Consider the following 12,494-nt stretch of genomic DNA (forward strand, 5'->3'; position numbering starts at 1 on the left):
AATAATAGGATGATATTTTTTTCCACTCAACTAATTTATAAAAACTATTAATAAATAGCTAAAAGACGGCGTTTCCCTCAGAGAGAGCTGTCTTTTTTGTCGTTTTGAAAAACCCCCTATATGTTAAAAGAAGTAACCAATTTTATGAATTATCTAATCCAGTAACAATTTTGTTTTTTTGATTAGTATTCGTAACATAGGGCAAACTGTTTCTCTTACTATACTATCAAATTATTTCTAAGTTAAGAATGTGACATGGGTTTACAGCCTGTCTATGATTTCATTAAAAGCATTCCATTTATTAAGAATCCATGCAGCTTTTCTATGTAGGATCTGTTGCAATTGTTCCTCATTTATTCCATATGGAACAGTCACTTGCACACCATTAACCATTCAACGGATAGATACATCCTTTTTATCAGAGTTGTATTCAAGGTCATAATCTATAGTTGTTTGCCGTACGTAAAGCTGAAACACCTCTTTCTAGATAAATTGTAGCTTGTTCAAATGTAGATGGTCAATGTGGCGTAAATGGCGTGGATATATTAGTAGCCAAATAAAGGATAACTCGAATCAGAATCGAATGTTAATAACACGCTAATACCCTTAGACGCTTAAGGTACTAGTGATGGTTGTATGAGCATATATTTGTAAAATATAAGATCCAATCGAGGTGATCATTCTTGAAAAAGATAAGAAATGTAATACGTTGTGACATAAGTACAGATGCTCGCTACCGATATGTTCTTGAAGTTAGGATTGCACCTGAAGTAACAGGAGCTAAGAAGCTCGTAGTGTTACAAAAGAATCCATCTACAGCAGATGAATATACAACCGATGCAACAGTCCGAAGGGTTGAAAACTGGGCAAGAGAAAAAGGATTTACAATTGTAAGTTATTTAAACCTTTTTGCATTCCGTGCAACAGATCCAGAGGAATTGAACAATTATCGATATGATGAAATAGTTGGAGAAAAGAATAATTACGTCATTACCAATGAACTTAACCTAAGTGATACAGTGATAATTGGATGGGGGAATCCTAGTAATATTAAAAAAGCATACTACAATAAAAGGTCTCGAGAAGTTCACCAACTCGTTATGAAATCCTGTGGTCAAATTAGAGTAGTGGGTGATTTAACCAAAGATGGCTATCCAAGACACGGATTGTTATGGAGGGATCAATGGTCTGTTTCTAGAATAGAAGATTGCAACGTTTTTGCGTATATGAAGAGTAGTAGTTAAAAAAGGAGGATTTTATGAGGGATGATAAGAAACCTAGAAAGCTTATTAGAACAGTTCGCCCAGCAAGAACGGGTCGAGAAGGAATCGATCCAGCTACAGGATCTGATTATTGGCTACATAAAGACGTAATGGAGGAAGATACTAAACAGCATGTTTCTGATGAGTTAATTATTTACAATGAAGATCAAACATGTGAAGAATGTGGCAAAAAACTACCTACTAAAGATGAACTAAGCTGCCAGGATTGCATTATGGAGAGCCTTTTAAAAGGCGAAGGTAAACCAGATGGAAAAATATACTGATGTTGTCAGTGTCCTCATCCTCGTATTTAGTCTGCCATAAACATTTGGGTAATAAAAAAACACTCGTACATTAACGAGTGTAGTAACTAAGATGCTATTAAAGTGTTGTTTGGTGTGATTTCACCTAAGAGAATACATCCAGGTACAGGATAGTTGCTGTATAAATGGACTGTTGCGTTATTTCGAAGCAACCGTGATCGACCAATTGCTTGAACTAATTCGCTTTCTATAAAATAGAACTGAATGTTTCTTAGTGTTTCACTATTTTCGAAAGTACAGAATTGAAATTGGAATTCGTTTCTGTCCACCTTAATAGTTTGTAAAAACTGATCATTGTTACTGTTTTCTAGAGAGACAAGATTAAGAGTGAGAGCTGTTAGAATATATTTGCAAGGAGGGAAATGCGGGGTACCAACAATGATTAAATCCTCACCTTCGAATTGATTTAATCCTGTAGTAGAACCAAAGGTAGTTGCTATTTCAAATCCTGAGCTCTGGAATTGGTGTGCGTATTTTTTAAATGTTATTACTTTTAAATCATCTGTATGGTTTAATTCAAGTTGTTTACTGAATTCCCGGAAGTTAAGTGTCTCCAATGACGAACGGGAATAACTTCGATTGTGGTGTAGGATGACTCTTCCTTCTGTTTTTATAGAACCTATATCATGGAAGGAAACTCTATTCTTCCATATTGAATTGATCATGTCTTGTGAAGTTGTTGCAGAAAGCATGATATACCTTTTATTAAGAGGGAAATTGCTCCTATTGCAAACATACGTTATGCTTCCATCTTTGTGTTTGATAAAATGAGTAGAACTTAGGAAATCAATGATATTTGATTTGAGTTTCGCCCCCCCAAGTTTACTTATTTTATTAGCAAGAGTCTTAATAATATCAGTGTTACTTGGTGTATCTCTATATTGTTCGAATGGCGATAATTTGACTGAATCAAAAAAGGCTTTCATTGATGATTGATCGGTATTCTTTTCTAGACATAAATCATACACGAAGTTAAGATCACCACTAGTGATTGTCTTTGTTCTCACGACTGTCTGAATAATATCTTCATCAATAATTACTGTCTCGATATTTCTCAAATCTTTGAGGAGCATAAGGCGTTCATGAGTGACGATAATTGTGGAAGCGGTGCATAAATTACCAGTAATACGTTCGTACTCCTCAATAGCCACTCGGTGGTCTTTTGATAGAGGTTCTTTTTTACCAGTTTTGATAAGTCTTGCGTAGTTACTGAATAATTGACTTGCTTTATTGTAGAGCCCTAATTGATACAAACTATTAATTTGATTATCAAGTTCAGGAGTAGTTTGGGGTTTTTCAGGAACGTAGATGAGGTTTAAATCAGGTTGTGCCGATTTAATGGTCTTATAGATCTCATTTGCTAACCTATGATTCGGTACAGCGATGGCACAATTCTCCAAAGAGTTAGTTGAATACAGTCTCGATTTTCCGATACCTGTAGGCCCCTTTATTACATGAATCGTTCCATCAATAGGTGCTGCGATGGCTTCCGAAAAAGCAGAAACAAGCTTCGTCTCACCTTCAATTAGAGGGATTTTAACTTCATTTTTCACTCGTTTAATTTTTCCTTTTTTCACATCTAATTGTTGAAGGATATTTACACCACTACGATCACAAGAATTGAAGAATCTACATCCTGTATTACCTATTCCTCTTGGTTTGCAGCGAGAAGGTTGGTAGTTACTATTGGTGAAGAATTGACAATAGATTTTAAACGACTCAGGTTTGTCAGAAGCGATATGATTCTCATTTAAGTAAAGAGAATCAATCAATTTTTTCTTGCCACCTCGAGCATGTACAAAGTTCATTCCTAAGTGTGTAATCTCATCATGATATAACCATGCACCTTCTTCAAGCGATTGAACTAGTTGACATTTATTAGCCAGTTCATTTAGCTTTACACGTTGTTCGGAAGCAAATTTGACTTTTTGGTTCTCCACTTTATATTTTTTAGATTTCTTTTTACCTATTCCGAGACAAAGTTTGTCTTCGGGTACTGAGAAATGAAAATAGATGTTGGACCTATTTAAAGTAGTGATCTTAATAGGTCCCATATTTGTCGAATTCGTGCTCATCTCTTTAGTATTATATATAGAGGTAAGTGCGTTTTCGACAAAAACTGCTGGTGTGTTATTAACTTGATTCAATGCAGTTTCTTGACAGAATGTCTTCATTTCCCTACTAAATTGGCTTGGGCATTTCCTCTTTAATTTAGCGTAGACCATTTGTGGTAAATCCTCAATATGCAGCAACTTGTTTAAATCAATGTCACTTGCAAGTGAACTAGCACCATAAAAAAGACGTGCTGGGTCTTTAGCAGCAGCATCTTGATTGTTATCAAATACCACACTTAAGGCTTTTTGAATAAAATTAAAGATTCGCATGTCTTCGATAAATGCATTTAGAACATATACCGCACGAAACTTATCTTTTTCACTATGGTGATGGCTAAACGTGTAATAGATAAATGTGGGGTCTATACTGAACTCCTTACAAATACTCTTAAAGTCTTCAAGTGATAAACCACCATCAAAATCAAGCGCAATGATTTGCGTCCCTGCCCAGTTCTCATTTTTTCTACTGATTTTCCCGTTTAATTCCTTAAATACACTTGGGCAAAATGAATGTCCACGTTCAATGTAGTTGGCTAACTCAATGACTGTATATTCAGATTGTCCATTTAAAATAGATTCCTGTATCTTGGGTATCATGTTGCGTTCAGGCTTTTGGTTGAAAGAATTTATCTTGTCTATAGAACATTTTATAGTGGTCATTGTTATTCCTCCGTAATGGTTTTTTTGTGGCGTTTAATTGCCGATACAAAAACAACCATTTAACAAAAGAAATTCAATAGGGGATGTTTACCAGATCTATATATGCGATGGGAAATTGTTGAGTAATTAAAAAAGTAGAGGGATGGGCACCTATCACTAACGGTTTTCAAGCGCTACTGGGAGAAGCATTAAAAGCCTCACAGTAGTCAAACGGCCTATCTGGGTAATAAGGTCAAGTTGTACATTAAGTAAAGAGAAGAGCACCTACACGAGTTACAATTAAATTAGAATGAGAATTTAGGAAGTTTGAAGATGGAAATTAATTAGTAGAAATATTCACAACAGAAATTACCATAACTATTTTTTAGTATCATACCGAAGAATGTAAAAAGTACCTATATTATATAGTAGAGGGGTAATTTTTCTAAATGTTAGCTTATGTAACGCGAATGTTGATAATACGTTAAAAAGTAGTATTACCCTCACCCGCATTATTGTTTTTTAATGAATTGAGAAAACCCCCTAACATTACTGTGTTACTTAACTATTAGGGAGATATGTTGTTTTCCATCAGCAGAAGACATTTGAGTTGTTAAAATAATTACATAAATATGCGTAAGTGCATAACATAGCTTTGATTTGTCACTGCTATCTTCACAATTCTCCGCTTCGAAAAAACACAATCTTTTCCTTGATAATACATCGTTTCTAGCTAGTCCCAGCAATAAATATACTAAACTTACAAGTCACCAACCCACCCGACGTTTACTTCAAGAGGCGATATTTTCAATTTTCAGCGCCTTTCAATTGTTATTATTTTATAAATTTGTTTTGTATTGAACTTAGTTTAACCATTGGTTAGAGGCATAAATTGTAGAAAAAACTGCTTGGATTTCGTTTTTATTGAAAATTTGTAAGTTATAATACAATTATATATAGATTTTATTTTCTGAGTGGAGGCACATATGTTCTTAAAAGAATTAGAGATTTATAATTTTAGGAAGTTTAAGGAAAAAGAAAATGGTGATCCTGGGTTACTTATTAAATTCAACAAAAATTTCAATTTGATTATTGGTGAAAATGATTCGGGAAAAACTGCAATAATTGATGCTATTCGTTTAACTTTAGGAACAATGAGTATGGATAATCCTCGGATTTCTGAAGAAGACTTCTATAGTGATCAACAGAGTTCAGTAGATTATTTTAGGATTGAATGTCTTTTTACAGATCTCAGTGCTCAAGAAGCAGGAGTTTATTTGGAATGGTTATCTTTTAATGGTTGTGGAGAATACGAACTGCAAGTAAGGTTAGATGTAAGAAAAGTTAAAAATGGATATATCGCAAATAGATTTGAAAGAAGTATTAAGGCAGGTCCTAAGAATGCTGATTTAAATTTGGATGGCACAGCAAGAGAACTTCTTAAGACAACCTATTTAAAACCTTTGAGAGATGCTGAAAGTGAGTTACGTCCAGGTCTAAAATCACGATTAGCCCAGATTTTACAAGGGCATTCAGCGTTTAAGGTTAATGAAGGTGAACTTCATGTACTTGAAGATATATTGAGTGGTGCCAATAAGCAGATAGAAGAATATTTTGACTCGAAAACATCTCATCAGGAAGAAAGTATTCGAGAAGAGCTTATTTCATATCTAAATGAATTCTTCCCTAAAACGCAAGATTCACATAATCCAAGTTTTGAAGTATCACCTGCAAAGTTAAATACTATACTTAGAAAATTGGCTTTAACATTAGAGGAAAATATATCTGGTTTAGGCAGTTTAAATTTACTATTTATAGCTGCAGAATTGCTATTGTTAAACAATAGAGAAACTCTCGGACCGTCATTAACGCTAATAGAGGAAATAGAAGCACATCTGCACCCGCAAGCACAACTTAGGTTGGTTAAATATCTACAAGAAACTCTATTAAAAGAGCATTCGAATGGTCAATTTATTTTAACGACACATAGCACAAGCTTAGCTGCATCAGTATCTCTTAAGCATTTAATATTGATGCATAATGGTTTTGCTTATCCATTATCAGAAGAACACACTAAACTTGATATAGATGATTATAGGTTTTTAGAGAGGTTTCTTGACGTAACAAAAAGTAATTTATTCTTTGCAAAAGGTGTAATTTTAGTTGAGGGGGATGCTGAAAACTTATTGATACCTGCTATTGCTGAAGCAATCGGAAGGCCATTGCACAAGTATGGTGTATCAATTGTTAATCTTGGGAGTACGGCTTTTAAAAGGTATTCGAAGATATTTTCTAGATCTCAAAATTGGTATGATTTAGGATTTCCATCGTTAAATCTACCAGTATCATTAATAACAGACTCAGATATTAAGCCGTTTGAATATTATTCTGAAGAAAATAAGGATTTTTTCGAATATTTGATAGAAAGTCAGGATCACTTGCTTGAAATACTAAATGAGTGTGGAATTGATGATAAATTTAGTTATGAAGATTTAAATATAACAAGTTTTCAGAAAGTCTCTGATTTGAAAAAGGCATTACATGAAGCTTTTGATTTAGATGAAGCATCTATAATTGATAATGTCTTAGAAAAGAGTACTAAAAAACAAATTAAGGCAGAATATATTACTCAATTGGAAGAAGATCGAATTAAATCTTTGAAAGAAAAATATGAAAACGATGCTAATTTAAAAGTCTTTGTAGCTCAACATTGGACGTTAGAATTTATGTTGGCACTAAGTTCGTTAAAAAAACATCTAGCAACAGCTATTCATGAGAGCAGATATAAGCACCCTTACAATACTACTAATAAACAAAAGCTTGATAGTATAGTGGGATTAATATCCGACAAGGAAGTGGAGCAAAAGAAAGTTGGTTATTTAATATTTAAACCTTTAAACGAAAAGGTAGTTTCTAAAGCACTAGTAGCGCAAGAACTAGCTTCACTAATATATAATGAGAAGGAAGCTCTTGGACAAACTATTAGCAGTGACCCCTTTTTAAAATATATAGTTGATGCAATATATAATGTAACTGAACCTAGGTAACAGGGGAGGATTAATATTTTGGAAGAACAGAAGTTTATAGAGTACATAGAACGGCAGCTTTTGCCGAAGGGAAGTTCGTTTACAGAAGAACAAAAGCAAGTTATTTTTTCAGAAGGGAGTGCGAATATAATTGCTGGACCTGGAAGTGGAAAAACAACTGTATTAATTGCAAAGTTTGCTTATCTTCTTCAAGTAGTCACTACAGGCAGGGGTATATGTATAATAACTCATACTAATGTTGCGGTTGATGAGATAAGGACTCAGCTTAAGAGAGTTGGAATCAATAATATAGTTTACCCTCATTTTATTGGTACTATACATGAATTTTTCAATTATTTCTTTTCATACAAGGCTTATCAAGCACTTTTTACAGAGAAAACTCCCGCATTATTAGAAGAAGATGACTATACAGAAAGGTTTAAAATTAAATTTGAACACTATAGAACAGATAATTATCGGGGAAGAGCACCTATTTCTAAAATGAAAAGCAGTTATCTAGTTTTTACACAAGATAATAAAATTACTCTTATGTCAGACTGCCATTATAGCAATGAAAGAATTGTTCTAAATAGTTTAGTAGATATAATTTCAAATGGAGAGATTAGACATAATGATACCTTATCGTTGGCTAAGTGGTATATTGAAAAACACATAGAACAAATCAGATTAGCTTTTAGTTCAAGATTTGCTTGGGTTATTTTAGATGAGGCACAAGATACATCTATCATTCAATTTGATCTGTTAAATCAAATTATTAACCTAAATGAAATTAATTTTCAAAGATATGGGGATCCTTATCAATCTCTGTATAATATGTATGATCACAACTCCATAGATGCATGGGTTCCGTATGAAGAGAAAGGTATGTTTGATTCAATAGAATTATCAAATAGCACTAGGTTTGGTAATTCTATTGCAAAGATACTAAAGACAACTTGTATAGAGGAATATAGTAGTTTTAATGGTAATCCAGAGGTGAATTCCTTTAAGCCACATTTATTAATTTATAATGATAAAAGCGATGTTATTCCAACCTATTTGTCATTAGTAAATGAATTGTATTCTAGAAACGAAAGTTTTAAGAGGAGTAAAAGAAAAATTGCTGTTGTTGGATCAGAGCATGCTCATCTAAAGCAGTATAAACAAAGTTATGATAAGCCCCAAAATGTTAAGATTAGAACAGAAAGTATAATTAGGCTTCTATATAATATAATCGTAAAGGGTTTCTACTCTAGCTTGAAATCTAATAGATTAACACAACAGATTTCTTTAAAAGATTTAAAGGCATTATTAAGTTCAGAGTTAATAGAACTTAAATCGAATATAGCTCTTATATTGAAAGAAGTAATTAACAATAATGGAGTCTATTCCGACGTGAATACGGAATTACTAATTGCTGTTTTTAACGAGGTTATAAAACATTTTTGTCCGACAGAAACCGTAGAATTAAATTATGCAGATATGGTCGCATTAGTTACTAAAGAATCACAATCTACTTTTCAAACATATACATCAAGTGAATCTAGTAAGAAAGAATTAATTAGTAATGAGGAATTGTTTTTTGGAACAGTCCATGCTGTAAAAGGAGAAACTCATAAGGCTACATTGTTAATTGATTCAAGTATTACAGAATTTAAATTCACACCAGATGAGGTTACTTATAATTTAGTAGATCTAATTTTTGAATATTTAACTGGGGATCATATTGATTATATGTCAACAGGCTTTGATAGAGGTCTACAACAAGCTACAAAAAAAGCTTTGAAAATATCGTATGTTGCTCTAAGTAGACCTACTCATTTAGTATGTGTTGCGGTGGAAGGAAAAATATTAGGTGATAATTTAAAATATATTGTTGATAAATCCTCTAAATTTGGATGGGAAATTAAAATAATTTAATAATGTTGAAGGTATATCATGCTGTAATATATTAGGCACTATTAATGTATCCTTGTAATTAACCCAAAAAAGCTTGCGGCCATATAAAATCCAAGCTTTTTGGGGTTATAATTTAATTAATTATGAAATAGAGATAACAACAGTAAGCAGGTTTAAATTCAATTTAATACTATACAGTTTAACATCAATCGCAACAAAGGTTGATCTGTCTTTTGACTTAGGATTAATTGATAATAATTTACACCTTTTCAACTTACCTTTTAAATAGTCTTTCATCCCGCCAGCCACGATAGTATCTAGTAGTTAATGTCTTGTAAGGGATATTAAAGTCTTCGGCCCATTCAATTAAAGGCTTCTTATAACCGTTAAATTCAACATATAAGGTATTCTGCTTATTCCTACCTTGGTCTTTCATTGTAATCCAACTACAGTTAGAACGATCGTAATTACCATTTACATTGATTCTTTCGATGGTAAGGTGATCCTCATATCCGTTTTGGATAGCCCAAGTGTAAAACGCCATGAAATCATTTTCCCATTCAGGACTTAAGCTAATTCCTCGGCCACCATAGCTACTATATCTAGAGCTATTAGGATTACTGCAGCGATGTTTCATTTTTCTCCATATACTGTGTAATCGTGTATTTGACAAACCATGCTCATATGCCATTTTTCTTCCTCCTAATGAACGTTTTTTCAAAGCTAAGCAGTTCATTAGAAGTTGTCCATTATAAAAATTTGGAAGTGGATATATCTAAATTCTATCCAGCAAGAGGAAATGAAATTTATATATAAATGTACAGTAGGGAGAGCTTGTGTAGCAATCCCTTTTACGAGTAAATACAATTATGAATCGGTATATGATTTATCTAACCTTGCTCAACAAATTGAGGTTAATGTGATTACTAATAAAAAAGGTCAGCCCGAAAAACAGGCTGACCTCATCATTTTTTAATAACTCTCCCAAAATTCTATCTTTTCTTTCCAACTATTCTCCAATATTTTATATTTATCTTTGTCTATGATCTCCAAGTGAATTTCAGGGTAATCCTTAAGAAATAGGGCTACTTTTGCTTGTGATAATTCAGTCCACCAACCTTTAACTTCGACATAGTGATTATTACCTAAATAGAAATCGGGTATATAGATGGAGCCATCAGATAGCTTGAAACGAGTCGGTTCAAACTCCCATGGGATGTCTTGAGCGTTTAAGATCCGTGCATAATTAGCTTCCCAAGAACTTCGAAATCTCACACCTAAGTCTTGACGCTTATGTTGTTTAGCAAATCCCCATAGTCCAATTTTACCTTTCTGCATATTCATGGCAGCTGCGCAATTTTGTGAACAGTAGTGGGCCTCATCTTTTCTACTTGGGACTATTTCGAATTCTTCACCGCAGCACTCACATTCCTTAAAAACTCGAAAGCGCCTGTAATGTTCGTGCATGCACTCGCGGTTGCAGTATTTACGCTCAGAGTGAGCTCTCTGAACCATCCTAGACTCGTTACAATTCGGGCAGGTAATTTCCACTTGGTCTTTCTGTGCCTCGTGTGTACATTCCTGTGAGCAATATTTCGAGTCTTTGAAACGTTTTCCGAGTGTATAATGCTTTTTACAAACCTCGCATGCCAAAGTGATTTGCATAGCCTCATTTCTACATTTGGAACTACAATATTTAGATCCGCGCTTTATATAGATAGGAGAATACTTCTTTTCTTCTCCACATTGAACACAGTTAATTGTCACTTTTTTATCTCTGGACTTATGACTACAATCACGGCTGCAATATTTTCTGCCTGTTCGCACCTCGTAATTGGTAGCTGTAAATGGGCTACCACATTGAACACAAATCAATATTTTTTTCAAATTGAACCCTCCGCTCATATTAGTCATTCTATTCTCATGTAAGATGGAGTACCGATCTACTTACATAGGACACTAGATCAGTTCACTTTGCTGAACACTCTACTAATAGGTGAAAACACGTTATGCTGCCGCTTCACATCCGTATCCGTCATTTGAATGTATTTACGAACCATAGACATATCAGAGTGACCAAGAATCTTTTGAAGAGAGAATGGATCGCCACCGTTTAATATATAGAAGAGAGCTCCAGTATGTCTGAAAGTATGAGGAGAGACTCTTTTATTACTAATACCAGCAAGGTCACCCCAGTCACGTAAATTACATCTTATGGTTCTATCAGATAGTTGAGTTCCTTCAAATGTTAAGAAAAGATGCTCAGCTTCAAATGCCTCAGTGATTCCTATATATTCTTTTAATAGACGCAGTGTTTTGGATGACAGAGGGACAATACGAGCTCGTTTTGACTTGGTTTCGTGAGGTTCTAATTGAATCGTACCAGCCTTTAAATCAACGTTCTCTCGTTTGATTTTAATTAATTCAGAACAACGAACCATCGTATCTAGTAAGACATAAACAATTACCTTGTCTCGAAAACCTTTGTATGTTGTATCATCAATCGCGTTAAGTAGTAACTTTATTTCATTAGGAGTAAAGGATTCCAATGTATCTTCTTTTGTTCTCACAGGCTTAAAACGTTCATGTATGGGATCTTCAATCCACCCTTCAATAAAACAATAGCGTAGGAATGCACGGATGGTCCTAATTCGAACGTTAGCGGTTACTGGGGATGATTCCTTGTCGTGGAGCATAAAGCCTATATACCCCCTGAATAGGTCTAGATTTAGCTGCTCTGCGACTAGGTCCTCACCTATATAATCCATTAGATAGTTGTAGTGAGTGTAGTAATCATCAAGTGTTCGTTTAGTAAGACCCTCAGTTTCTTTGAATAACATAAATCTCTCAAACATTTCAGAGAGCGATAATGTCATATCATTTTTTTTAATAGTACTGCGACTTGTGGAAGAACGACGGAACTTTCTCATATCAGGTTTTTTGGACATAAAAAATAACCTCCTACTTATTTGTTAGTAGAAGGCTAAAGACGACGTTTTCCCATAACGGTCTCGCTAATCGGTCTGCCGAGGTCACCCTCAAAACCGACGTTGAAACCGTGGTACCCGTTATATGTAAGATCAATGAAAAACCTTAGTTTGGCGGGACTGTGTAGGAATCGAACCTACCGGAGACGGCACGCGCCTCCCAAGCGGTTTTGAAGACCGTGGCGAACACCAGTGTCACAGCCAGCCCCATAATCTTTATTCAGTCAATGTTTCTTCGTTCTTT

9 protein-coding genes and 1 tRNA gene are annotated in these 12,494 nt (G+C 34.2%); 5 read left to right on the forward strand and 5 right to left on the reverse strand.

Annotated elements, in window-relative coordinates; all coding sequences use genetic code 11:
* The first annotated feature begins 683 nt into the window (after positions 1–683).
* Positions 684–1,244, forward strand: coding sequence for a DUF1643 domain-containing protein (locus JCM9140_RS22225; RefSeq protein WP_052001985.1), 561 nt, complete (start codon positions 684–686; stop codon positions 1,242–1,244).
* 14 nt (positions 1,245–1,258) lie between these two features.
* The gene (locus JCM9140_RS01430; RefSeq protein WP_034741351.1) at positions 1,259–1,546 is read left to right on the forward strand and encodes a hypothetical protein; all 288 of its coding nucleotides are present in this window, start codon (positions 1,259–1,261) and stop codon (positions 1,544–1,546) included.
* Between the two features lie 86 nt (positions 1,547–1,632).
* Here the strand turns inward: JCM9140_RS01430 and JCM9140_RS01435 are convergent, their stop codons facing one another.
* Entirely contained in the window at positions 1,633–4,359 is a 2,727-nt protein-coding gene (locus JCM9140_RS01435; RefSeq protein WP_034741353.1) for a hypothetical protein, read from the reverse strand.
* A gap of 965 nt (positions 4,360–5,324) precedes the next feature.
* Between JCM9140_RS01435 and JCM9140_RS01440 the strand changes: the two genes are divergently transcribed.
* Positions 5,325–7,385 carry an ATP-dependent nuclease gene (locus tag JCM9140_RS01440; protein ID WP_034741356.1) on the forward strand — a complete coding sequence of 687 codons (2,061 nt, stop codon included), beginning with the start codon at positions 5,325–5,327 and terminating at the stop codon, positions 7,383–7,385.
* Between the two features lie 18 nt (positions 7,386–7,403).
* Positions 7,404–9,284, forward strand: coding sequence for a UvrD-helicase domain-containing protein (locus JCM9140_RS01445; protein ID WP_052001986.1), 1,881 nt, complete (start codon positions 7,404–7,406; stop codon positions 9,282–9,284).
* Between the two features lie 253 nt (positions 9,285–9,537).
* Here JCM9140_RS01445 and JCM9140_RS01450 read toward each other — a convergent pair whose 3' ends face one another.
* The gene (locus JCM9140_RS01450) at positions 9,538–9,954 is read right to left on the reverse strand and encodes a hypothetical protein (RefSeq protein WP_052001987.1); all 417 of its coding nucleotides are present in this window, start codon (positions 9,952–9,954) and stop codon (positions 9,538–9,540) included.
* A 108-nt stretch (positions 9,955–10,062) separates the two neighbouring features.
* Between JCM9140_RS01450 and JCM9140_RS01455 the strand changes: the two genes are divergently transcribed.
* Complete coding sequence (locus tag JCM9140_RS01455) at positions 10,063–10,239, forward strand: hypothetical protein (protein ID WP_156314709.1); 177 nt, start codon at positions 10,063–10,065, stop codon at positions 10,237–10,239.
* Here the strand turns inward: JCM9140_RS01455 and JCM9140_RS22230 are convergent.
* From JCM9140_RS22230 to JCM9140_RS23460, 3 genes are all read right to left on the reverse strand, one after another.
* The gene (locus JCM9140_RS22230; RefSeq protein WP_052001988.1) at positions 10,236–11,150 is read right to left on the reverse strand and encodes a PDDEXK family nuclease; all 915 of its coding nucleotides are present in this window, start codon (positions 11,148–11,150) and stop codon (positions 10,236–10,238) included. The two genes, JCM9140_RS01455 and JCM9140_RS22230, sit on opposite strands and share 4 nt — an antisense overlap.
* A 77-nt stretch (positions 11,151–11,227) precedes the next feature.
* Positions 11,228–12,211 carry a tyrosine-type recombinase/integrase gene (locus tag JCM9140_RS01465; protein WP_034741365.1) on the reverse strand — a complete coding sequence of 328 codons (984 nt, stop codon included), beginning with the start codon at positions 12,209–12,211 and terminating at the stop codon, positions 11,228–11,230.
* A gap of 151 nt (positions 12,212–12,362) precedes the next feature.
* Positions 12,363–12,459 (reverse strand) — tRNA-Sec (locus JCM9140_RS23460).
* Positions 12,460–12,494 lie beyond the last annotated feature (35 nt).

Origin of the sequence: Halalkalibacter wakoensis JCM 9140 (assembly GCF_000513095.1) — a bacterium.
Taxonomy (GTDB): domain Bacteria; phylum Bacillota; class Bacilli; order Bacillales; family Bacillaceae_D; genus Halalkalibacter; species Halalkalibacter wakoensis.

Bases quoted from the DNA above. Each gene is read 5' to 3' on its own strand.
- JCM9140_RS01450 (WP_052001987.1), bottom strand. From the start codon at position 9,954: ATGGCATATGAGCATGGTTTGTCAAATACACGATTACACAGTATATGG.
- JCM9140_RS01430 (WP_034741351.1), top strand. From the start codon at position 1,259: ATGAGGGATGATAAGAAACCTAGAAAGCTTATTAGAACAGTTCGCCCA.
- JCM9140_RS01465 (WP_034741365.1), bottom strand. From the start codon at position 12,211: ATGTCCAAAAAACCTGATATGAGAAAGTTCCGTCGTTCTTCCACAAGT.
- JCM9140_RS01455 (WP_156314709.1), top strand. From the start codon at position 10,063: ATGAAATTTATATATAAATGTACAGTAGGGAGAGCTTGTGTAGCAATC.
- JCM9140_RS01440 (WP_034741356.1), top strand. From the start codon at position 5,325: ATGTTCTTAAAAGAATTAGAGATTTATAATTTTAGGAAGTTTAAGGAA.
- JCM9140_RS01435 (WP_034741353.1), bottom strand. From the start codon at position 4,359: ATGACCACTATAAAATGTTCTATAGACAAGATAAATTCTTTCAACCAA.